At 71.8% G+C, this 20,851-nt stretch carries 19 protein-coding genes and 3 tRNA genes; 11 read left to right on the top strand and 11 right to left on the bottom strand.

Translation table 11 applies throughout. The annotated features are described in order from the left end of the window. Positions 1-125: 125 nt before the first annotated feature. Entirely contained in the window at positions 126-536 is a 411-nt protein-coding gene (locus ABD335_RS24460) for a DUF6274 family protein (RefSeq protein ID WP_344327301.1), read from the top strand. 488 nt (positions 537-1,024) lie between these two features. Here ABD335_RS24460 and bldC read toward each other — a convergent pair whose 3' ends face one another. Together bldC and ABD335_RS24450 are read right to left on the bottom strand one after the other, a co-directional pair. After that, the gene (bldC, locus tag ABD335_RS24455; protein WP_020869672.1) at positions 1,025-1,231 is read right to left on the bottom strand and encodes a developmental transcriptional regulator BldC; all 207 of its coding nucleotides are present in this window, start codon (positions 1,229-1,231) and stop codon (positions 1,025-1,027) included. A 500-nt stretch (positions 1,232-1,731) separates the two neighbouring features. Next, entirely contained in the window at positions 1,732-2,595 is an 864-nt protein-coding gene (locus ABD335_RS24450; protein WP_344327299.1) for a DUF8083 family protein, read from the bottom strand. A gap of 200 nt (positions 2,596-2,795) precedes the next feature. Here ABD335_RS24450 and ABD335_RS24445 point away from each other — a divergent pair, with 200 nt between their 5' ends. Further along, positions 2,796-3,929 carry a Leu/Phe/Val dehydrogenase gene (locus ABD335_RS24445; RefSeq protein WP_344327297.1) on the top strand — a complete coding sequence of 378 codons (1,134 nt, stop codon included), beginning with the start codon at positions 2,796-2,798 and terminating at the stop codon, positions 3,927-3,929. Between the two features lie 322 nt (positions 3,930-4,251). Beyond that, complete coding sequence (locus ABD335_RS24440; RefSeq protein WP_344327294.1) at positions 4,252-4,530, top strand: DUF3073 domain-containing protein; 279 nt, start codon at positions 4,252-4,254, stop codon at positions 4,528-4,530. Between the two features lie 103 nt (positions 4,531-4,633). Here ABD335_RS24440 and purM read toward each other — a convergent pair whose 3' ends face one another. The 7 genes from purM to purS form a co-directional block, all read right to left on the bottom strand. Then, positions 4,634-5,719, bottom strand: a complete 1,086-nt coding sequence (purM, locus tag ABD335_RS24435; protein ID WP_344327291.1) for a phosphoribosylformylglycinamidine cyclo-ligase — start codon at positions 5,717-5,719, stop codon at positions 4,634-4,636. 60 nt (positions 5,720-5,779) lie between these two features. Beyond that, complete coding sequence (gene purF, locus ABD335_RS24430; protein WP_344327289.1) at positions 5,780-7,339, bottom strand: amidophosphoribosyltransferase; 1,560 nt, start codon at positions 7,337-7,339, stop codon at positions 5,780-5,782. 74 nt (positions 7,340-7,413) lie between these two features. Beyond that, positions 7,414-8,217, bottom strand: a complete 804-nt coding sequence (locus ABD335_RS24425; RefSeq protein WP_344327287.1) for a maleylpyruvate isomerase family mycothiol-dependent enzyme — start codon at positions 8,215-8,217, stop codon at positions 7,414-7,416. A 59-nt stretch (positions 8,218-8,276) separates the two neighbouring features. Continuing rightward, positions 8,277-9,545 (bottom strand): hypothetical protein, encoded by a 1,269-nt coding sequence (locus tag ABD335_RS24420; RefSeq protein WP_344327285.1) that lies wholly within the window; start codon positions 9,543-9,545, stop codon positions 8,277-8,279. A gap of 118 nt (positions 9,546-9,663) precedes the next feature. Continuing rightward, positions 9,664-11,925 carry a phosphoribosylformylglycinamidine synthase subunit PurL gene (gene purL / locus ABD335_RS24415; RefSeq protein ID WP_344327283.1) on the bottom strand — a complete coding sequence of 754 codons (2,262 nt, stop codon included), beginning with the start codon at positions 11,923-11,925 and terminating at the stop codon, positions 9,664-9,666. A gap of 1 nt (position 11,926) precedes the next feature. Next, the gene (gene purQ, locus ABD335_RS24410; protein ID WP_344327281.1) at positions 11,927-12,604 is read right to left on the bottom strand and encodes a phosphoribosylformylglycinamidine synthase subunit PurQ; all 678 of its coding nucleotides are present in this window, start codon (positions 12,602-12,604) and stop codon (positions 11,927-11,929) included. Beyond that, positions 12,601-12,885 (bottom strand): phosphoribosylformylglycinamidine synthase subunit PurS, encoded by a 285-nt coding sequence (gene purS, locus ABD335_RS24405; RefSeq protein WP_344327278.1) that lies wholly within the window; start codon positions 12,883-12,885, stop codon positions 12,601-12,603. The genes purQ and purS overlap by 4 nt, the downstream gene beginning before the upstream one ends. 332 nt (positions 12,886-13,217) lie before the next feature. On the opposite strand from purS, the gene ABD335_RS24400 reads away from it, so the two are divergent. The 8 genes from ABD335_RS24400 to ABD335_RS24365 all read left to right on the top strand — a co-directional run bounded on the left by ABD335_RS24400 (position 13,218) and on the right by ABD335_RS24365 (position 17,914). After that, the gene (locus ABD335_RS24400; protein ID WP_344327276.1) at positions 13,218-13,535 is read left to right on the top strand and encodes a histone-like nucleoid-structuring protein Lsr2; all 318 of its coding nucleotides are present in this window, start codon (positions 13,218-13,220) and stop codon (positions 13,533-13,535) included. A gap of 99 nt (positions 13,536-13,634) precedes the next feature. Then, positions 13,635-13,709, top strand: a tRNA-Gly gene (locus ABD335_RS24395). A gap of 71 nt (positions 13,710-13,780) precedes the next feature. Continuing rightward, positions 13,781-13,853: transfer RNA gene (locus ABD335_RS24390), tRNA-Gly, on the top strand. Between the two features lie 147 nt (positions 13,854-14,000). Next, on the top strand, positions 14,001-14,993 hold the full coding sequence (locus ABD335_RS24385) for an ABC transporter ATP-binding protein (protein WP_344327274.1): 993 nt from the start codon (positions 14,001-14,003) through the stop codon (positions 14,991-14,993). Beyond that, entirely contained in the window at positions 14,990-15,826 is an 837-nt protein-coding gene (locus tag ABD335_RS24380) for an ABC transporter permease (protein ID WP_425583730.1), read from the top strand. Before ABD335_RS24385 ends, ABD335_RS24380 begins: the two co-directional genes overlap by 4 nt. Before the next feature lie 18 nt (positions 15,827-15,844). Beyond that, the gene (locus ABD335_RS24375) at positions 15,845-17,146 is read left to right on the top strand and encodes a sensor histidine kinase (protein ID WP_344327272.1); all 1,302 of its coding nucleotides are present in this window, start codon (positions 15,845-15,847) and stop codon (positions 17,144-17,146) included. Beyond that, positions 17,143-17,784, top strand: coding sequence for a response regulator (locus ABD335_RS24370; protein ID WP_344327270.1), 642 nt, complete (start codon positions 17,143-17,145; stop codon positions 17,782-17,784). Before ABD335_RS24375 ends, ABD335_RS24370 begins: the two co-directional genes overlap by 4 nt. 57 nt (positions 17,785-17,841) lie before the next feature. Next, positions 17,842-17,914, top strand: a tRNA-Gly gene (locus ABD335_RS24365). 156 nt (positions 17,915-18,070) lie between these two features. On the opposite strand, the gene ABD335_RS24360 is transcribed toward ABD335_RS24365, so the two are convergent. Together ABD335_RS24360 and ABD335_RS24355 are read right to left on the bottom strand one after the other, a co-directional pair. Further along, positions 18,071-18,985, bottom strand: coding sequence for a phosphoribosylaminoimidazolesuccinocarboxamide synthase (locus ABD335_RS24360; protein ID WP_344327268.1), 915 nt, complete (start codon positions 18,983-18,985; stop codon positions 18,071-18,073). A 162-nt stretch (positions 18,986-19,147) separates the two neighbouring features. Further along, a complete protein-coding gene (locus ABD335_RS24355) occupies positions 19,148-20,626 on the bottom strand; it encodes a N,N-dimethylformamidase beta subunit family domain-containing protein (protein WP_344327266.1) in 1,479 nt (492 codons plus the stop codon). Positions 20,627-20,851: the final 225 nt, after the last annotated feature.

The following is a 20,851-nucleotide window of genomic DNA, read 5'->3' as shown; positions in this document are numbered from 1 at the left end:
GACTCGGGCCGTTGGTCGTTGGCCGTTTTCCGCCCCTCCGGGCACCTTCCCTTGCCATGTGCCGCCGGGACGTCTTGACGCCCCCGCGGGGCGCGGGTACCCCTGCTACAAGGGAGGTGGGCGCCATGCCGACGACTCCGAACCCCCCGCGGCACGAGACACGGGCCCTGTTGAGAGCCCATCTGGCCGCCGCGGCACGCTACGGCCACGCGACCCGCCACTGCCCGGTCTGCCACCGGTTGCAGCTGTTGGCGATGGAGCCGGCGGACGAGCGTCCCCGGGCGCGCACCGAACCGTCTCCGGAGGTCGCCTCGGAGGTCGTGACGGACTCCCCTCCGCTGCCCTCCGCGCTCTCCTCGTCCCCCTCTCCCGCCGCTCCCCCGGGGCCCTTGGCGACGTCCGTGCCCGCGCCGCGGTCGGGAGCGCGGTCGGAGGCGCCCGCGGTGCCGCCCGCCGCCGTCGCGCCGGTCGGTGCCGCGCCGGGCGGGGAGCAGGGCGGCGAGGAGCCCGCCGGCGTGGGCGAGTCGGTGAACTGACCGGCCGCGTATCGCTTTCGGACCGCCATGACACCGGAAGGGGGCGGTCATACGCTTATTTCCCCCTTACCGCACGGTAGTTGACCGAGGCAAGAGACGAGTGGTGTGACGGGAGTCACCGAATCGGTTCACCAAGAGGGGGAATTCACCCCCTTCTCACGCTCGCCAAATTTAATATGTGCCATTGCACTGCTCGGCCCCCACCGGGTTCTTCACATCCTCGCCACACCTTCCCCGCAGCCGGCAGGGGACCCGACACCCCGTCAACAGGCCCTGAACAGGCCCCTGTTGGCACACGGAAGGCCCCCGCGACCGGAACCGAAAGGTCCGGCCGTGGGGGCCTCCGGAGACGAAAGACCGCGCCGGGCCCGGCGGAGCCCAGCGCGGTCGATGTTCAGGCCACGTGGGGGACACCGGCCTGACAGATGGTGCGGGCGGGCGACGAAGCGGGATGGGGGTCCCTGTACGCCCGTTTTCTACGGGGTTGTTCAGCCCTCGCTGCGCTGCTGCGGGATGCCCGCCAGCAGAGCACGCACCTCCGCCTCGCGGTAGCGGCGGTGCCCTCCGAGCGTGCGGATGGACGTGAGCTTGCCGGCCTTGGCCCAGCGCGTGACCGTCTTCGGGTCCACGCGGAACATGGTGGCAACCTCAGCCGGGGTCAGCAGCGGCTCGGCATCAGGGGTGCGAGCGGTCATGAGCGGCCTCCTCGGGAGAACCGAACCATCACGGTTCTTTCCTCTAAATTCTGCACCTTGACCCACGTTGCCCGAAATGGCGGACGCGGGCCGAGTCGGTTATAGGACGAACGGCTTGTCCTCGGCACTACAACTACACCATCTGTCCAGCCACGTCGGCCAAACCGACGGAATTGCCCTCGCAGGTGTCCAACCTCGACGGAAGCCGATGGACCATGCCATAACGGACAGTCACGCCCTTGTGACGATCGGTTACAACGTGAGCAGAGCCCCTCAGTCCTCCGAGGAGAAGTGCAATACCGATGGTTCCGACCTTGGTTGGCCGGATGAAGCCCCTCTCCGGACTCCTTGTCCTATTTTGACACGAGAGGTGCCCTTAAGAACAAGACCCCGGTAAGTGCTTTCCATCACGCTTGAGTCGATAACCCGGTTCGGACGGATCGGGGAGACTCGCGGCGCGCGGAGCGCACACGCCCGGGGGCACGGTCACACGGCGAGCCTCAACTGGCCAGCCCCCGTTGCCGTACGGCCCGCCAACGCTCGGTCAGCCGCTCGTACGCGGCGCTCGCCCGCTCTCCGTCCCCCTCGCGCAGCGCCGCCAGGCCCTCCGCGGCGTCGGCCGCGGAGTGATCCGCGGCCAATTGGTCCTCGGAGATGGTATACACCAGTCCGCCGTAGTCCAGCTCCACCAGCGAGCGGGGGTGGAACTCCTCCAGCCAACGTCCCACGTCCACCAACCCGTCGACCAGCGGATTGTCCTCCAGTTTCTCGCGCAGCACCTTCAGCGCCCGGGCCACCCGCCGGCGGGCCTGCACCATCGGGGTGCGGTAGCGCAGGACGAGCGACTCCTCCGTGCCGCTCCCGACGCCCCCGCCCGTCCCCTTGCCGTACTCGCGCTCCTCGTCCGCGAACAGCACGAACCAGCGGATCGGGACGTGCCACGCCGCCGAGCGGATCCACGGCCGGGCGTCGGGGTTGCGCTCGCGCCAGCGGTCGTAGTCCGCCGCCGCCTCGCGCCGCACCACCGGCGGCACCGCCGCGTCCAGCACCGGCGCCGGCAGCTCGCCGCCGATCCGGGACAGCGCCTGCCAGCCGCGCAGCCGGGTCCGCCAGGGGCAGACGCAGACGACCCCGTCCACCTCGGCGACGAAGGCGTCCGCGCTCTCGCGCACCGGCACCACCACCGGCGGCACCGGCACCAGGTCGGCCAGGGACCGGCGCAGCTCCTCCTGGGCACTGGGCAGGTGCTCGCGCCTGGCGTAACGGGCCCAGTGCGAGCGCTCCGGCTCGGGGAAGGCGGCCAGCGGCTCGTAGACCCGTAGGTAGGACGCGTACGGGACGACCACCGGAGTAGTGAGGGCCACGGGTCTCTTCCTCCCGGAGCGATGGACCGAAGGCGGCGACGGCAGTTCGATACCCCGATCGTGGCACCGATCCCGCATCGCTGTACCCCCGGGGGCCGGCAAGCCGTACCCTCGTGCCATCCGGCCCGCCCCCGTGGCCCCCGCCACAAGCGGGGAGACTCGGGAGGGCATCCCTTCCGCGACATACAGGAGTCACCACCGTGACTGACGTACGTCCCGCCGTCAGCGCCGACGGACCGGTCGAGACCACGGCCCTGCACGCCCTGTTCCGCTCCGAGCAGGGCGGCCATGAGCAGGTCGTGCTGTGCCAGGACCGCGAGACCGGCCTGAAGGCCGTCATCGCCATCCACTCCACCGCCCTGGGCCCGGCCCTCGGCGGCACTCGATTCCACGCGTACGCCTCCGAGAAGGACCCCGAGGAGGCCGCGGTCCTGGACGCGCTCAACCTCGCCCGCGGCATGTCCTACAAGAACGCCCTCGCCGGGCTGGAACACGGCGGCGGCAAGGCGGTCATCATCGGCGACCCCGAGCAGCTCAAGAGCGAGGCCCTGCTGGAGGCCTACGGGCGCTTCGTCGCCTCCCTCGGTGGCCGCTACGTCACCGCGTGCGACGTGGGCACCTACGTGCGGGACATGGACGTGGTCTCGCGCACCTGCCGCTGGGTCACCGGCCGCTCCCCCGAGAACGGCGGCGCGGGCGACTCCTCGGTGCTCACCGCCTTCGGCGTCTTCCAGGGCATGCGGGCCAGCGCGAAGCACCTGTGGGGCGAGCCCACGCTGCGCGGCCGCAAGGTCGGCATCGCCGGCGTCGGCAAGGTCGGTCACCACCTGGTGGGGCACCTCCTGGAGGACGGCGCCGAGGTCGTGATCACGGACGTGCGCGCCGAGGCGGTGGACCGCGTCCGCGCCGCGCACCCGGAGGTGACCGCGGTCGCCGACACCGACGCGCTGATCCGCACCGAGGGGCTCGACGTGTACGCCCCCTGCGCGCTCGGCGGCGCCCTGAACGACGAGACCGTCCCGGTCCTCACCGCCAAGGTGGTCTGCGGCGCGGCCAACAACCAGCTCGCCCACCCCGGGGTCGAGAAGGACCTCTCCGACCGGGGCGTCCTCTACGCGCCGGACTACGTGGTGAACTCCGGCGGCGTGATCCAGGTGGCGGAGGAGCTCCACGGTTTCGACTTCGCTCGTGCGAAGGCAAAGGCCGAGAAGATCTACGACACCACGCTCTCGATCTTCGAGCGCGCGGCGGCCGACGGGGTGCCGCCGGCGGTGGCGGCGGACCGCATCGCCGAACAGCGGATGGCCGACGCCCGCCGGGCCGGCCGGTCCTGACCGGTCCCGCCGGCGTTCGCTGACCCGCCGTCTCCCGAGGAGTCACTCAGCGTGACGGGTGGTGGGGGAGACATCCCTCACCACCCCTGGGCGGGTGACCGGACGGACAGAAGGTAAAATCGTCACTGACCAGCAAAGAAATGGTCACCAGGCGAGGCGGGCACCTGTCGTGTCGTGTGGGCGGCGTACCGTACGGCCACGGAAGCAGGTACCGTTGAAGCTCGACGGACGGTCTCTCGAATGCATCGAGGGTCCGCTCCGCATCGTGAACGCGTGTCAAGACTCTGGGGCCGTTGAGCCCCGTCGTTGAGGGGGTCGAGCCATGGGGCGCGGCCGGGCCAAGGCCAAGCAGACAAAGGTCGCCCGCCAGCTGAAGTACAACAGCGGTGGGACTGATCTTGCACGCCTGGCTGAGGAGCTGGGCGCATCGACGTCGAGTCAGCCGCCGAACGGCGAACGGTTCGAGGACGATGAGCTGGACGACCCGTACGCACGGTACGCGGATCTGTACAACGACGACGATGAGGATGCCGAGGACGACGACCAGTCGCCCGACGCACGCCACTCCTCCTCTCCGTCGAACCACCGACGCCGCGCCTGACGCCGTCGTCCACTGAACACAGCGGTCTCATACTGATCACCACCCGGTCCGGTCACCGCCGGACCGGGTTTTGGTGCACTCTCGTTCCGGTCATGCCACCCGGTCAGGCCGCGTAGTCCCCCGTGAGCGTCACCGCGTCGGCGCGGTCGCCGCGCTCGGTGATCTCGCCGGCCACCCAGGCGTCCACGCCCCGCTCCTCCAGGAGGGCCAGGGACGTCCCGACCGACTCCCGCGGCACGACGGCGACCATGCCGACGCCCATGTTGAGGGTCTTCTCCAGTTCCGCCCGCTCGACCCGGCCGAGGGCGCCGACGGTCTCGAAGACCGCGCCCGGGGTCCAGGTGGAGCGGTCCACGGTGGCGTGCAGGCCCTCGGGGACGACCCGGGCCAGGTTGTTGGCGAGCCCACCGCCGGTGACGTGCGAGAAGGCGTGCACCTCGGTGGCGCGGATCAGCGCCAGGCAGTCCAGCGAGTAGATCTTGGTGGGCTCCAGCAGCTCCTCGCCCAGGGTGCGGCCGAACTCCTCGACGTGGCGGTCCAGCGTCCAGCCCGCCCGGTCGAAGAACACGTGCCGGACCAGCGAGTACCCGTTGGAGTGAAGACCGGAGGAGCCCATCGCGATGACCGCGTCACCCTTGCGGATGCGATCCGCGCCCAGGACCTCGTCGGCCTCGACGACGCCCGTGCCCGCGCCGGCCACGTCGTACTCGTCGGGGCCCAGCAGTCCCGGGTGCTCGGCCGTCTCGCCGCCGACCAGCGCGCAGCCGGCCAGCACACAGCCCTCGGCGATGCCCTTGACGATCGCCGCGACCCGCTCGGGGACGACCTTGCCCACGCAGATGTAGTCGGTCATGAACAGCGGCTCGGCGCCGCAGACCACCAGGTCGTCCACGACCATCGCCACCAGGTCGTGGCCAATCGTGTCGTGGACGTCCATCTTCTGCGCGATGGCGACCTTGGTGCCCACGCCGTCGGTGGCGGAGGCCAGCAGGGGGCGCTCGTAGCGCTTGAGGGCGGAGGCGTCGAAGAGGCCGGCGAAGCCGCCGAGGGCGCCGATGCTCTCGGGCCGGCGGGCCTTCCTCACCCACTCCTTCATCAGCTCGACGGCGCGGTCGCCCGCCTCGATGTCCACTCCGGCGGCGGCGTAGCTCGCGCCCTGGCCGGCCGCGGCGGGGTTGGTGGAGGTCATGGTCTTCCTCTGTGACGGACGGTGTGGCTCGCGTGGCTCATCGCGAGGTCGGTCGCGGGATCAGGGCCTGCGCAGCGCGTCGGCCGCGCCCGCGCTCGCCGACATGGTCTGCACGCCGTCGGGGTCGGCGCTCGCCGCCGCGGCCGTCTCGGTCTCCAGCAGGTGCTTGCCCAGCAGCTGCGGATCCGGCAGCTCCATCGGGTACTCCCCGTCGAAGCAGGCCCGGCACAGGTTCGGCTTGGCGATGGTGGTGGCCTCGACCATCCCCTCCAGGGAGATGTAGGCCAGGGAGTCCGCGCCCAGCGAGGTGCCGATCTCCTCGACCGACAGCCCGTTGGCGATCAGTTCGGCACGGGTGGCGAAGTCGATGCCGAAGAAGCACGGCCACTTGATGGGCGGGGAGCTGATCCGCACGTGCACCTCCGCCGCGCCCGCCTCGCGGAGCATCCGCACCAGGGCGCGCTGGGTGTTGCCGCGGACGATCGAGTCGTCGACGACCACCAGGCGCTTGCCGCGGATGACCTCCTTGAGCGGGTTGAGCTTGAGGCGGATGCCGAGCTGGCGGATGGTCTGCGAGGGCTGGATGAACGTCCGGCCCACGTAGGAGTTCTTGACCAGGCCGCTGCCGTACGGGATGCCGCTGGCCTCCGCGTAGCCGATGGCGGCGGGGGTGCCGGACTCGGGGGTCGCGATGACCAGGTCCGCCTCCACCGGCGCCTCGGCGGCCAGCCGGCGGCCCATCTCCACGCGGGAGAGGTAGACGTTGCGGCCGGCGATGTCGGTGTCGGGACGCGCCAGGTAGACGTACTCGAAGACACAGCCCTTCGGCTTCGCTTCCGCGAAGCGCTGGGAGCGGAGTCCGTCCTCGTCGATGGCGACCAGCTCGCCCGGCTCGATCTCCCGGATGAAGGAGGCGCCGACGATGTCGAGCGCCGCGGTCTCGGAGGCCACCACCCAGCCGCGCTCCAGCCGGCCCAGCACCAGCGGCCGTATCCCCTGGGGGTCGCGGGCGGCGTAGAGGGTGTGCTCGTCCATGAAGACCAGGCTGAACGCGCCCTTGACCTTCGGCAGCACCTCGGGAGCCGCCTGCTCCACGGTGAGCGGCCTGCCCTGGTCGTCGGCCTGGCCCGCCAGCAGCGCCGTGACCAGGTCGGTGTCGTTGGTGGCGGCGACCTTGGTGGCCCGGCCGCCCGTGCTGGGCAGGGCGGCGACCATCTCGGCCAGCTCGGCGGTGTTGACCAGGTTGCCGTTGTGGCCGAGCGCTATCGAGCCCCGCGCGGTGGCCCGGAAGGTCGGCTGGGCGTTCTCCCACACCGAGGCGCCGGTCGTCGAGTAGCGCGCGTGACCGACCGCGATGTGGCCCTTGAGGGAGCCGAGGGAGGTTTCGTCGAAGACCTGGGAGACCAGGCCCATGTCCTTGAAGACGAGGATCTGGGAGCCGTTGCTCACCGCGATGCCCGCGGACTCCTGTCCTCGGTGCTGCAACGCGTACAGCCCGAAATAGGTGAGCTTGGCGACCTCTTCCCCCGGAGCCCAGACACCGAAGACGCCGCAGGCGTCCTGGGGGCCCTTCTCACCGGGGAGCAGGTCGTGGTTGAGTCGTCCGTCACCACGTGGCACGCCTCGAGTCTAGGACAGGTCCCGCGGTGGTCCGAACCCGGGAGCGCACCGCGAGACCGTCCCGCCGTACGGCATCAGCCCAGTACAGGAAGGTGTTCACGCAGATCGGCGCGCTCGCCGCTCGCTGTGAGATGCGCCGCATCCAGCTCCTTCTCCCAGCTCGTGCGGCCGGTGGCGAGGCGGATCCAGGTGAGCGGATCGGTCTCCACGACGTTGGGCGGAGTGCCGCGGGTGTGCCGGGGCCCCTCGACGCACTGGACGACCGCGAAGGGCGGAATCCGCACCTCCACCGCGCCTCCGGGCGCCTTGGCGGCCAGGGCGTCGGCCAGCAGCCGCACCGTGGCGGCCAGCGCCTGGCGGGCCGGCGGGACGCGGACGCCGGTGGCGCGGGTGAGGTCGTCGCCGTGCACGACCAGTTCCACCAGGCGCGTCACGGTGAAGTCCAGGGCGCGCATGGCGCCGAAGCCGTGCGGCAGCAGGACGTCGGTCCGCACGGCCTGCTCCAGCACCGGCTCCAGCTCCTCGACGGCGTCGTCCACGGCCTGTGCCGCGTCCGCGTACGCCTTGGCGTGCCGGCGGGTCGCCTCGTCCAGTTCGTGGGCGGCGCCGGCGGTCGACACCGCCCAGGTGTCGAGGTCCGTCTCCGGCGTGGTGGCCCGGGGCGGAGGCTCGGCGAGCAGCCGGGGCAGCGCCTCGATCTGTCCGGCGATGTGGATCACGAGATGGTGGACGTCCCAGCCCGGCAGTCCGGAGGGCCTGGTCATCTGGTCGGGCGTGAGCCTGTGCACGGCGTTGCGTACCGACTCCACCTGCCCGATGAGTCCGGCCCGCACCAGGGCCGGGTCGTACGTCCTGGGCTTGCGCTTCACCGGAGGCATGGCGTCAGCGTAGAACGCCACATGGCGGAAACAGACGGTTACCCGCCGGTCGGTACGGATCAGTCCTCTTCTGTGTAGGCGTCCTCGGGCGGGAGGACGGTGTCGGTGCAGCCGCGCCGTTCGGCGACGTCCTCGACGTAGGCGCGGAAGACCGGCTCCAGGTGGCGGGCGGCTCCGTGGACGTACGGCCGGGAGACGGTGAGGGTGTGCACGGCCGGTTTCCCGCCGCACACGGAGGTGGCCCACAGGACGTTCCCTTCGGGGTCGTATCCGCCCCGGCCGGCGACGGCCGCCCGGTCGTCGCCGACGGGATCGGTCGAGACGTGCTCGGCGGCGTCCCCGAAGAAGCTCTCGGCGCTCGTCCACCAGGTCTTGTCGTCCATGGAGGAGTTCTCCGCGAACCGCCGGTACGCCGGATCGTCCGCGTACCGCCGGTACACCGCGCCCCGGGCCTCCCCGGTGACGCTCAGCAGGCAGCGCTCCTCCCACACGTGGTCGCCGGTGCGGGCCTCCAGCACCCGGTCCGGCAGCCAGCCGGAGGCGTTCGCCGGCTTCTCGTCCAGCCTCGCCCGGCCGTACCAGGCGCAGGTGCCCTCGGCCTCGTCGGGGGCGACGGTCTCGGTGTTCAGCGCCGGTATGCCGTTCGGCGGCTCGGGGAGGCGGTCGGGGCACTCCAGCTCGTCGGCGAGGTTGTTGGCGGTGGCGACCGCGATGTCGGCCAGCCGGTCGCGGTCGTCCTGGGTGAGCTGGCCGTCCGCGGAGAACTCCGGCCGCGTGGCCGCGTCCAGCTCGGCGGAGGCCCGTACCGCGGTGATCTCCTCGCCCCCGTGCTCGACGCCGGGGCAGGGCAGCCGGACGAAGACGCCGGTGTCGGTGACGTGTCCGGGGACGTCCCCGCCGATCGGCTGGTACACCCGGGGGACGTCGATGTACGGGTTGCCGGGGTCGAGCGCGTCCTCGAAGGCGTCGTCGACCGGTTCGGACGTCCATCCGGTGGGCTCGGTGGCGACCTGCGCGGAGAAGAAGAAACCGCCCTCCCCCAGGCGGCGCTTCCCGGCGACCTCCTCGCTGCGCAGGACGCAATTCTGCGGCAGCGGGGCGTCGTCCGGCCGGATTCCGTCCGAGACGTTCCGGGCGGGAGTGATCTCTCCCCCGCTCCCGGACAGGGCCAGCACCTCGCCCGCCGGGACCAGGCCGCCGCACGCCTCGTCCACGGTGTGGCGGCGGTCCCACAGGTCCCACAGCGTCCAGCCGCTCAGGCCGATGGCGAAGACCGCCGTGCCGCACACGACCCGGTTGAAGACCGTCCGCCGCCGTTCGCGGTCCATCTCCGCCCCCTCGGTGTCCTGCGGTCCACGCGCCCGGCGGCGAACCTACCAGCCCCCGTACGGCACCGCGCCCCGCTCCCTTCCCGGGAGCGGGGCGCGGGACGCGCGGGTGCGGCCGTCAGGCGAGCCCGTCGGAGAGCAGGGCCGGGATCGTGGTCTCGTGGGCCTCGCGCAGCTCCGCCAGCGGGATGGAGAACTGCCCCTGGACCTCGATCGCGTCCCCGTCCACCACGCCGATGCGGGTGGCGGGCAGGCCCCGGACACCGCACATGTCGGTGAACCGCAGCTCCTCGCTGCGCGGGACCGAGACGATCGCACGGCCGGCCGACTCGGAGAAGAGGAACACGAACGCGTCCAGCTCCTCGGGGACGATCAGCCGGGCGCCCTTGCCGCCCTTGAGGCAGGACTCGGTCAGCGCCTGGATCAGCCCGCCGTCGCTCAGGTCGTGCGCGGCGTCGATCATGCCGTCGCGGGAGGCGGAGATCAGGATCTCGGCGAGCAGCCTCTCCCGCTCCAGGTCCACCTTCGGCGGCATGCCGCCCAGGTGGTCGTGGATCACCTGGGACCAGGCCGAGCCGCCCAGCTCCTCGCGGGTGTCGCCGAGGAGGTAGATGAGCTGGCCCTCCTCGGAGAACGCCATCGGGGTGCGGCGGGAGACGTCGTCGATCACGCCGAGCACGCCGACCACCGGGGTCGGGTGGATGGCGGTGTCGCCGGTCTGGTTGTACAGGGAGACGTTGCCGCCGGTCACCGGGGTGCCCAGCACCTGGCAGGCGTCGGCCAGGCCGCGGCACGCCTCGGCGAACTGCCACATCGCGCCCGGGTCCTCCGGCGAGCCGAAGTTCAGGCAGTCGGTGACGGCCAGCGGCTTGGCACCGGTGGTGGCGACGTTCCGGTACGACTCGGCCAGCGCGAGCTGCGCGCCGGTGTACGGGTCGAGCTTGGCGTAGCGGCCGTTGCCGTCCGTGGCGACCGCGACGCCCAGGCCCGTCTCCTCGTCGATGCGGATCATGCCGCTGTCCTCGGGCTGGGCGAGGACGGTGTTGCCCAGCACGTAGCGGTCGTACTGGTCGGTGATCCACGCCTTGGACGCCTGGTTCGGGGAGGAGACCAGCCTCAGGACCTGCTCGCGCAGCTCCGCGCCGCTCGACGGGCGGGGCAACCTGTTCGCGTCGTCGGCCTGGAGGGCGTCCTGCCACTCGGGGCGGGCGTAGGGACGGTGGTAGACCGGGCCCTCGTGGGCGACCGTGCGCGGGGGGACGTCCACGATCTGCTCGCCGTGCCAGTAGATCTCCAGCCGGTCGCCGTCGGTCACCTCGCCGATGACGGTGGCGATGACGTCCCACTTCTCGCAGATCTCGAGGAAGCGGTCGACCTTGTCGGGCTCGACGATGGCGCACATGCGCTCCTGCGACTCGCTCATGAGGATCTCCTCGGGCGAGAGCGTGGAGTCGCGCAGCGGCACGGTGTCCAGGTCGATGCGCATGCCGCCGGAGCCGGCGCTGGCCAGCTCGGAGGTGGCGCAGGAGAGGCCGGCGCCGCCGAGGTCCTGGATGCCGACGACGAGGTTCTCCTTGAAGACCTCCAGGGTGCACTCGATGAGGAGCTTCTCCTGGAAGGGGTCGCCGACCTGGACGGCCGGGCGCTTGGCCGGGCCCGTCTCGTCGAAGGTCTCCGACGCCAGGACGGAGACGCCGCCGATGCCGTCGCCGCCGGTGCGGGCGCCGTAGAGGATGACCTTGTTGCCGGTGCCGGACGCCTTGGCCAGGTGGATGTCCTCGTGCCGCATCACCCCCACGCACAGGGCGTTGACCAGCGGGTTCCCCTGGTAGCAGGGGTCGAAGACGACCTCGCCGCCGATGTTGGGCAGGCCCAGGCAGTTGCCGTAGCCGCCGATGCCGGCGACGACGCCGGGCAGGACGCGCTTGGTGTCGGGGTGGTCCGGCGCGCCGAAGCGCAGCGGGTCCATCACGGCGACCGGGCGGGCGCCCATGGCGAGGATGTCGCGGACGATGCCGCCGACGCCGGTGGCCGCGCCCTGGTAGGGCTCGATGTACGAGGGGTGGTTGTGCGACTCGACCTTGAAGGTGACGGCGTAACCCTGGCCGACGTCCACGACGCCGGCGTTCTCGCCGATGCCCACCAGCAGGGCGTCGGACTCCGGTGCCTTCTCCCCGAACTGCTTCAGGTGCACCTTGCTGGACTTGTAGGAGCAGTGCTCGGACCACATCACGGAGTACATGGCCAGCTCGGCGCCGGTCGGACGGCGGCCGAGGATCTCGCGGATGCGGTCGTACTCGTCCCGCTTGAGGCCGAGCTCGGCCCAGGGCTGCTCGACCTCGGGGGTGTCGCTCGCGTGCTTGACGGTGTCGAGAGTCATCTCAGGTGGTGACCAGCTTCTTGAGGACCGAGGTGAAGAACCCCAGGCCGTCGGTGGTGGGCCCGGTCAGGGCCTCGACGGCGTGCTCGGGGTGCGGCATGAGTCCGACGACGTTGCCGGCCTCGTTGCAGATGCCCGCGATGTCGCGGCGGGAGCCGTTGGGGTTGACGTCCACGTAGCGGAAGACGACCCGCCCCTCCGCCTCCAGTTCGTCGAGCGTGCGCTCGTCGGCGACGTAGCCGCCCTCGCCGTTCTTGAGCGGGACGGTGATCTCCTCGCCCTCGGCGTAGTCGGAGGTCCAGGCGGTGTTCGCGTTCTCCACGCGCAGCTTCTGGTCGCGGCAGACGAAGTGGAGGTGGTCGTTGCGGGTGAGCGCGCCGGGCAGCAGGTGCGATTCGCACAGCACCTGGAAGCCGTTGCAGATGCCCAGCACCGGCAGGCCGGCCCGGGCCTGCTCGATGATCGTCTCCATCACGGGGGAGAACCGGGCGATGGCGCCGCAGCGCAGGTAGTCGCCGTAGGAGAACCCGCCCGGGAGGACGACCGCGTCCACCTGGTGGAGGTCCTTGTCCCGGTGCCACAGGGCGACCGGTTCGCCGCCCGCGAGGCGGATGGCGCGGCGGGCGTCCGCGTCGTCGAGGGAGCCGGGGAAGGTGACGACTCCGATGCGGGTCGTCATGCCGTGACCACCTCGTTCTCGGCGTTCTCCCCGGCGTTCTCCTCGACGCGGACCGTGAAGTCCTCGATCACGGTGTTGGCGAGGAACGTCTCGGCGAGTTGGCGAACGCGGGCGAGGGCGGCGTCGTCGACGGGCCCTTCCAGTTCGAGTTCGAAGCGCTTGCCCTGGCGGACGTCGGTGATCCCCTGGTAGCCCAGCCGGGGCAGAGCCCGCTGAACCGCCTGGCCCTGGGGGTCGAGGATCTCCGGCTTGAGCATGACGTCGACTACGACGCGAGCCACAGGTACTCCCGGTGGGTGTTGGTGCTGGAGGCTGCCGCTTCAGCCTACCGGGCGGAAAATTCTACTCGCGTAGATAAGGGCGGGTTCGGTCACGGTCAGGTATCAGCGTCCCGAAAACCACCGAGAAGCCCTGCGGGAAAGGGCGGAAAAAAGTAGGGTCCGGTTCGCGGCATGACACGCGGGTGATAATTCACTCGCTTCACCAGACAATGCCTGTCGCTGTACAAAGGAAAGGCATTGACACCAACCGGTCGGGACACTGACATCACCGCATGTCAAGCGGTGATTCCACAGTGTTTTGGACGGCGATCCTCCCGAAAGGACCGATATCCGTGGCACAGCGCGTCGTGGTCACACTCTCCGACGACATCGACGGCGGGGAAGCGTCGGAAACGGTCTCCTTCGGCCTGGACGGCAAGTTGTACGAGATCGATCTCAACCGAGAGAACGCAAAGAAACTGCGCATGAGCCTCGCCCCGTATGTGCGGGCCGGCCGCAAGCAGTCCCGGTCGGGCCGGACGTTCCGGCACACCTCCGTGGCCCCGAACCCGGCCACGGTGCGCGCCTGGGCCCGGTCCCACGGCTTCGAGGTGCCGCCGCGCGGGCGGATCCCCAAGAAGGTCTACGACGCCTTCAACGAGGCCCACTGAGCGGCCCGTTGGCCCGACTTGCCATCCACCCCGGGTGATCGGCTAAAGTCTGGAGCACACCGCAGGGCGCGGCCGGAAACGGCCGAAGCCGGTGGTCACGCGGGTGTAGCTCAGTAGTAGAGCGCCCTCTTTCCAAGAGGGAGGCGCAGTGTGCGATTCCTGTCACCCGCTCCATTCGCTCCACCGGTCCCCGAGGATCGGGTAGAGTGATAGCGCGCCCCTCGGTGAGAGCCGGGTGGTTGCACGCGGACGTAGCTCAGTTGGTAGAGCGCAACCTTGCCAAGGTTGAGGTCGCGAGTTCGAGCCTCGTCGTCCGCTCGGTGGCCAAGGCCCCGATCCCCAGGGATCGGGGCCTTGTTCGTGTCCCCACGGCCACCGCTCCCCCGACATCCCCCTGACATTTGTCACACGCAGTCGTGACAGCCCGCACTGCCCCGGCGCCGGATCCCGCGGAACGCTGTGAGCATGAACACCGGGAAACAGGTCATCGAGGTGAGCGGGTTGCGCCGGCGCTACGGCCCGGCGAAGGGGGACGGCTTCGAGGCTGTGAGGGGAATCTCGTTCACCGTGGCGCGCGGCGAGCTGTTCGCGCTGCTCGGGACGAACGGGGCGGGCAAGACCTCCACCGTCGAGCTGTTGGAGGGACTGGCCGAGCCCAGCGGCGGCCGGGTGCGCGTGCTCGGGCACGACCCGTACCGCGAACGCGCCCGGGTGCGGTCGCGCATCGGGGTGATGCTCCAGGAGGGCGGCTTCCCGTCCGAGCTGACCGTCGCCGAGACCGCCAGGATGTGGGCCGGATGCACCACCGGGGCGCGTCCGACGGCGGAGGCGCTGGAGATGGTGGGCCTCGGCCCGCGCGCGAACGTCCGCGTCAAGCAGCTCTCCGGTGGCGAGCGACGCCGGCTGGACCTGGCGATGGCCCTGCTGGGCCGGCCCGAGGTGCTCTTCCTGGACGAGCCGACGACCGGGCTGGACGCCGAGGGCCGGCGCGACACCTGGCGGCTGGTGCGGGAGCTGCGCGCGGCGGGCACGACCGTGGTGCTGACCACGCATTACCTGGAGGAGGCCGAGGAGTTGGCCGACCGGCTCGCGATCATGCGGGCGGGGCGGATCGTCGTCTCCGGCACCCCCGCCGAGGTCACCGCCACGCGCCCGTCCCGGATCCGCTTCACGCTGCCCGAGGAGGTGCCGCCGGCGCGGCTCCCGCTGTCGCTGCGGGCCGCCGCCGAGGGGCGGCGGGTGGAGATACGCGCCGAGCGCCTCCAGGAGACGCTGACCGAACTGCTGCTGTGGGCCCGGCGGGAGGACGTGGAGCTGGAGGGCCTGGACGCCCGCTCGGCGTCCCTGGAGGAGGCGTTCCTGGAGATCGCCCACGCGGACCCGGCGGACCTCGGAGAGACCACGGACACCATGGACACCACGGACACCGCGCGGCCGGTGGAGGCGGGAAGACGATGAGCACGACGGACACCACACCCGACACCACACCCGGCACCGCACCCGCGAAGAACGCGGAACCCGGCGGGGCCACGGCCGCCCTGCGGCGGATGCGGGCGCTCGCCCGGGCCGAGCTGACGCTGCTCGTCCGCAACCGCACCGCGCTGTTCACGGCCCTGCTGATGCCGTTCCTCATGGTGCTGTTCATGCGCTCCACGGTCGAGCAGATCCCGTTGGAGGACAGCGGTCTGAGCGCCACCGACGTGGTGATGACGGGCGGCATCGCCATGGTGCTGATCTTCGTCGTCTACGCCAACCTGATCCCCACCTACGTCGCCCGCCGCGAGGAGCTGGTGCTCAAGCGGCTGCGGACCGGCGAGGTCCGCGACGGCGAGATCCTGGCCGGTACCGCGCTGCCGGTGACCGTGCTGGCCCTGCTCCAGTGCGCGGTGCTGGTCACGGCGGGCGCGACCCTGCTGGAGGTGGTCCCGCCCGAGCGGCTCGACCTGCTGCTCCTGGGCGTACTGCTGGGCCTCGTCCTGATGGTGACGACGGCGGCCGTGACGGCCGTCTTCACCAAGACCGCGGAGAGTTCGCAGATCACCGCGCTGCCGATGGTGATGGTCTCGTTCGTCGGCTCCGGGGTGTTCGTCCCGCTGGAGGTCGTGCCGGACCGGATGGCCGACGTGCTGCGGCTGCTGCCCATGACGCCGGTGATCGAGCTGGTGCGGTACGGCTGGTTCGGCGGCGGGGAGCCGGGCGAGGTGCTGCGGGCCGTCGGGGTCGCGGTGGCCTGGTCGGTGGCGTCGGTGTTTGCTGTACGCCGGTGGTTCCGCTGGGAACCGCGTCGGTGAGCGAGGGGTGACGTGACGGTGGCGGCGGGAATCGGTGCGCCGGGTTGGCTGGAACGGGTGCGGCGGGCCAGTGGGCCGGTCCGCTTCCACCAGTACACCCGGTACACGCTCTACAGCTTCGCCGCCTGCGAGGCCGCCCTGCTGGTCTTCTGGTGCGTGGCCCAGCGCGGGGGCCTCACCTGGCGGGTCCTCGTCCCGCTGTCGGCGCTGTTCGCGGCCCACACCGTCTGCCACCTGCTGCTGTGCCGGGCCGGGCTGCGGTACTACCTGGGCACGGCCGAGCGGCCGGGCCGGTTGACGGCAACGTACATCGCGGTCACGGTCGTCGGGGTCGCCTGCCTCCACGCCTCGATCGGCCTCGACGTCCTGGACGCCGGGGCGGTGGCCGCCGGCACCTGGCTGCTGATGTTCCTGCCCGGGCCGCTGCTGCTGGTCCTGTCCGTCCGGCTCGGCACCGCTCTGGTGGCGCTGGTCATCGCGGCCTCGGCGCTGGCCGTGGCGGCGCTGGGGCTGCCCGGCGAGCAGGTGGGGTACCACGTGGGCGCCTCCCTCTTCGGCGCGACCCTCTTCGGCTTCACCTACCGCTGTTCGGGCTGGACGCTGCGGGTCGTCAACGAGCTGGAGGCCGCCCGGGAGACCCAGGCCCGGCTGGCCGTGGCCGAGGAGCGGCTGCGGTTCGGCCGGGACCTGCACGACGTGCTGGGCCGCAACCTGTCGGTGATCGCCCTCAAGAGCGAGCTGGCCGTCCAGCTCGCGCAGCGCGGTTCGCCCTCGGCCGTGGACCAGATGGTCGAGGTGCAGCGCATCGCCCGGGAGTCCCAGCGGGAGATGCGGGAGGTCGTGCGCGGCTACCGGGAGGCCGACCTGCACACGGAACTGGTCGGCGCGCGGGGGGTGTTGGGGGCCGCCGGGATCGACTGCCGGATCGAGGACAGCGGCAGCGGGAAGCTGCCCGAGCCGCTCCAGTCGGCCCTGGGGTGGGTGGTCCGCGAGGGCACCACCAACGTGCTGCGGCACGCCGACGCCCGGTGGTGCGTGGTCCGGCTGCGGATCGGCCCGGGTGACGGACCGGCCGAACTGGTCATGGAGAACGACGGGGTGTCGCCGTCCCGAGCCTCCACGGGGGGCGGCTCGGGGCTCGCCGGACTCCGCGAACGCCTGGCCGAACTCGGCGGCACCCTGGTCGACGAGCGGTGCGACGGCGGCACCTTCCGGCTGACGGCCAGGGTGCCGAGGCGTCCGGCGGCCGGCGACGAGCCGGCCGGGAGGAGCGGAGGAAGGAGCGCCACCGTGGAGGTCGCGGGGGAGGGAGAACGATGACGGACGACCGGAGCGCCACCGGCGGGGAGCGTCCCGTACGGGTGCTGCTCGCCGACGACGAGCACCTGATCCGGGGCGCGCTGGCCGCGCTGCTGGCGCTGGAGGACGACCTGCTGGTGGTCGCGGAGGCGGCGTCCGGCCCGGAGGCGCTGGCGATGGCCCGGGCGCACCGGCCCGACGTGGCGGTGCTGGACCTCCAGATGCCGGGCAAGGACGGTGTGGCGGTCGCCACGGCGCTGCGCACCGAGCTCCCCGACTGCCGCACCATGATCGTCACCGGGCACGGCCGCCCGGGGCACCTGAAGCGGGCGCTGGCGGCGGGCGTGCGCGGCTTCGTGCCCAAGACGGTCTCGGCGCAGCGGCTGGCCGAGATCATCCGCACGGTGCACGCCGGGAACCGTTACGTGGACCCGGAGTTGGCGGCCGACGCGATCAGCGCAGGGGACTCCCCGCTGACCGCCCGCGAGGCCGAGCTGCTGGAGCTGGCGGCGGACGGGGCGCCGATAGCGGAGATCGCCGAGCGGGCCGCGCTGGCCCCGGGGACGGTCCGCAACTACCTCTCGTCGGCCGCCGCGAAGCTCTCGGCGGAGAACCGTCACGCGGCCGTGCGCATCGCGCGCGAGCGAGGTTGGCTATAGTGGTCACCGCACCGCACGGAACACACCCCGGCGAGGGTGGGTCCGCGCACGGCGCATGCGGACGTAGCTCAGTTGGTAGAGCGCAACCTTGCCAAGGTTGAGGTCGCGAGTTCGAGCCTCGTCGTCCGCTCGGGAGAAGGCCCCGGTCCTGATCAGGACCGGGGCCTTCCGCGTGGTCTCCCCTCTTCTGCCCGCGGCGCTCCTCCCCGCGGCCGGCGTCCCGTGCGGCCGGTGTTCCGCGGGGGCACGTGCCGCCGTGCCCCCGCGGAACGCCGGCCGCGACGGGTCAGCTCCAGCGGACGCCGGTCAGCATCTCGTACGCCTCGATGTAGCGGGCGCGGGTCCGCTCCACCACCTCGGCGGGCAGCTCGGGCGGCGGCTGCTCGCCGTGGCGGTCCCAGCCGGAGGCCGGGGAGGTCAGCCAGTCGCGGACGATCTGCTTGTCGAACGAGGGCTGCGGCCGGCCCGGCTCCCACTGGTCGGCGGGCCAGAAGCGCGAGGAGTCGGGGGTGAGCACCTCGTCGGCGAGGAGCAGCCGCTCCTCGCCGTCGTCCGCGGTCTCGTGGCCGAACTCGAACTTGGTGTCGGCCAGGATGATCCCCCGCTCCCGGGCGATGTCCCGGCCGCGGGAGTAGACGGCCAGGGTCAGCTGGCGCAGTTCCGCGGCGGTGTCGGCGCCGACCCGGCGGGCGACCTCCTCGTAGGGAACGTTCTCGTCGTGCTCGCCGACCTCCGCCTTGGTGGCCGGGGTGAAGATCGGGGCGGGCAGCTCCGAGCCGTCCACCAGGCCCTCGGGCAGAGCGAGCCCGCAGACCGTCCGGGAGGCCTCGTACTCGGCCAGCCCCGAGCCGGTCAGGTAGCCGCGGGCCACGCACTCCACCGGGACCATGCGCAGGGAGCGGCAGATCATCGTGCGCCCCTCCCACTCCGCCGGGGCGCCGGGCGGCGGTTCGCCGGCGATCACGTGGTTCGGCACCAGGTCGGCGAGCTGGTCGAACCACCACAGGGACAGTTGGGTGAGGACGCGACCCTTGTCGGGGATCTCGGTGGGCAGCACCCAGTCGTAGGCGGAGAGCCGGTCGCTGGCGACCACCACCAGGTCCCCGGCCTCGTTCCGGTACAGGTCCCGCACCTTGCCCGTGTGCACGTGGACCAGGCCCGGCACCTGCACGGGTTCGGGCTTGTCGACAAATCCGGTCACGGCTCCTCCTGTGGCTTGGTCCAGGACTTTCGATTCTCCCGCACGACCCGGGTCCGCACCGGACGGGGTCGGGCGGACGGGTGGCGGGCCGCGACGCGAACGGCCCCGTCCCGACCGGGAGAACGGCCGGCCGGCGGGCCCGGGGACGGGCCGTGCGGGGCCTCAGTCGTGCTTGCAGATGCGGTCCAGGAGGTTGGCCGTGGCGCGCTGGACCCGGGGGTCCACGTGGCCGGGACGGTCCAGGGCCGGGGACCAGGCGAAGGTGCCGGAGGCGAAGACCAGGGCGCCGCTGGGCGCCCGGTACAGGGAGGTCTCCTGGTGGCGGCGGACCCCGGAGGCGTCCTCGTAGGGCGAGTGGGCGAGCAGCACGCGGTCGGTGTGCAGGGGCAGGGCGGTGCGCGGGAAGTAGCGGTCGGCCTCGCCCGCCACCAGACCGGGCAGTTCGTCGCCCTCCGCCGCCCCGGTGGCCTCCCACAGCCAGTGGTCGGCGTTCCGCACGATCAGCGGGTGCGGCCGGGGCACCTGGCCCGCGTACTGGATGCCCAGCACCTGCTGCTCGGGCTCGCCCTGGTCGCGCCAGCGCAGGGAGCGGCCGGGGCCGCGGGCCTTGCGGCAGCTCATCAGCCGGTCGGGGACGCCGGAGGGCGAGGGGCTCAGCTCCACCTGCCAGTACATGGTGTTGGCGGAGAGGAAGACCAGCGAGGTGCCGCTGTCGCGGGCCTTCTCCACGGCGCGGCGCATCGGCACCGACCAGTACTCGTCGTGGCCGGGGAAGATCAGTCCGCGGTAGCGGGAGGGGTCGACGCGGCCCGCGTGGAGGTCGCGGGTGTCGGCGTAGGCCAGGTCGTAGCCGTAGCGCTCGGCCCAGCGGATGAAGTCGTAGGCGTGGCCCACGTGCAGCGGCAGGCCCGCGCCCGCGTACGGCCGGTCGAAGGAGACCGTGACGGCCGCGTCCTCCTCCCCCAGCAGCCTGCCCCGCTCGTCCCAGGCGTGGTACAGGCTGGCGCCGGTGCGGCCGTCCTCGGGGAAGAGGTTGTACGCCTGCCAGGTGACGTCCGGGAGCACCAGCAGCAGGTCGCCGGGGCGCTCGTCGCGGACGGTGAACGGGATGTGCGAGCGGTGGCCGTCGGCGGTGGTGAGCACGGCGACGTAGGCGCCGGTGCTCCAGTACTCCGGGATCTGGAGGCGCCAGGAGAGCCACCAGTGGTGGCAGGAGACGGTGCGGTCGGCGGTGAGCGGCGGGGGCTGGACGATGCCGGACAGCCGGGGGCTGGTGGTGATCTTGGTGGCGCCCTCGCCGCCGTAGTGGCCGATGCGGTAGACGTCCACGCCGAAGGGCTGGGGCGGGTTGACCGTGATCCGGAAGTCGATGGACCGGCCGGGGGAGACCGCGCTCTCCGAGGTGAAGCCCTTGATCTGGCAGTGCACGTCGTCGGCGGCGCGCGGGCCCCCGCCGGTGCGGGACGGGGCCTCGGACCCGTCCAGGCTGCTGTGGTCGAGGTACCAGGGGACGACGTGTCCGGTGTCGTCGAAGTAGTGCTCGGTGCACCGCAGCCAGGGCAGGGGGCCCTGGCCGAACGGATCGGTGACCGCGTGTGCGAGAGCCCCCGACTCCCAGCGCCGGACCTGCTCCGTGCCCACTCGTCTCCCCTCCCTGTTCCCGCGCTCCGTCCCGCGTCGTCGGACACCAGCACATCACATAAAGCGAACGTCCGGTCACCCCTTGTCGCGAAATGGCCGGCGCGCGCGCCCACTCGCCCGGACGGGTCGGGGAAACGGCCCGGGGCACGGGAAACACCCGGAAGAGCCGTCCTAAATGAGAGAAATGAAGGGTGATGCCGGGAAACGCCGGAAGACGGGACGGCG

Origin of the sequence: Streptomyces macrosporus (assembly GCF_039533145.1) — a bacterium.
Taxonomy (GTDB): Bacteria; Actinomycetota; Actinomycetes; order Streptomycetales; family Streptomycetaceae; genus Streptomyces; species Streptomyces macrosporus.
Note: the sequence above shows the minus strand (reverse complement) of the source record. Positions and strands in the feature narration are given on the sequence as shown.

What these genes read in the sequence shown, in the direction of transcription:
- ABD335_RS24460 (WP_344327301.1), top strand. Translation starts at nt 126, where the DNA reads ATGCCGACGACTCCGAACCCCCCGCGGCACGAGACACGGGCCCTGTTG.
- bldC (WP_020869672.1), bottom strand. Translation starts at nt 1,231, where the DNA reads ATGACCGCTCGCACCCCTGATGCCGAGCCGCTGCTGACCCCGGCTGAG.
- ABD335_RS24440 (WP_344327294.1), top strand. Translation starts at nt 4,252, where the DNA reads ATGGGGCGCGGCCGGGCCAAGGCCAAGCAGACAAAGGTCGCCCGCCAG.
- purM (WP_344327291.1), bottom strand. Translation starts at nt 5,719, where the DNA reads ATGACCTCCACCAACCCCGCCGCGGCCGGCCAGGGCGCGAGCTACGCC.
- ABD335_RS24425 (WP_344327287.1), bottom strand. Translation starts at nt 8,217, where the DNA reads ATGCCTCCGGTGAAGCGCAAGCCCAGGACGTACGACCCGGCCCTGGTG.
- ABD335_RS24420 (WP_344327285.1), bottom strand. Translation starts at nt 9,545, where the DNA reads ATGGACCGCGAACGGCGGCGGACGGTCTTCAACCGGGTCGTGTGCGGC.
- purL (WP_344327283.1), bottom strand. Translation starts at nt 11,925, where the DNA reads ATGACTCTCGACACCGTCAAGCACGCGAGCGACACCCCCGAGGTCGAG.
- purQ (WP_344327281.1), bottom strand. Translation starts at nt 12,604, where the DNA reads ATGACGACCCGCATCGGAGTCGTCACCTTCCCCGGCTCCCTCGACGAC.
- ABD335_RS24385 (WP_344327274.1), top strand. Translation starts at nt 14,001, where the DNA reads ATGAACACCGGGAAACAGGTCATCGAGGTGAGCGGGTTGCGCCGGCGC.
- ABD335_RS24380 (WP_425583730.1), top strand. Translation starts at nt 14,990, where the DNA reads ATGAGCACGACGGACACCACACCCGACACCACACCCGGCACCGCACCC.
- ABD335_RS24370 (WP_344327270.1), top strand. Translation starts at nt 17,143, where the DNA reads ATGACGGACGACCGGAGCGCCACCGGCGGGGAGCGTCCCGTACGGGTG.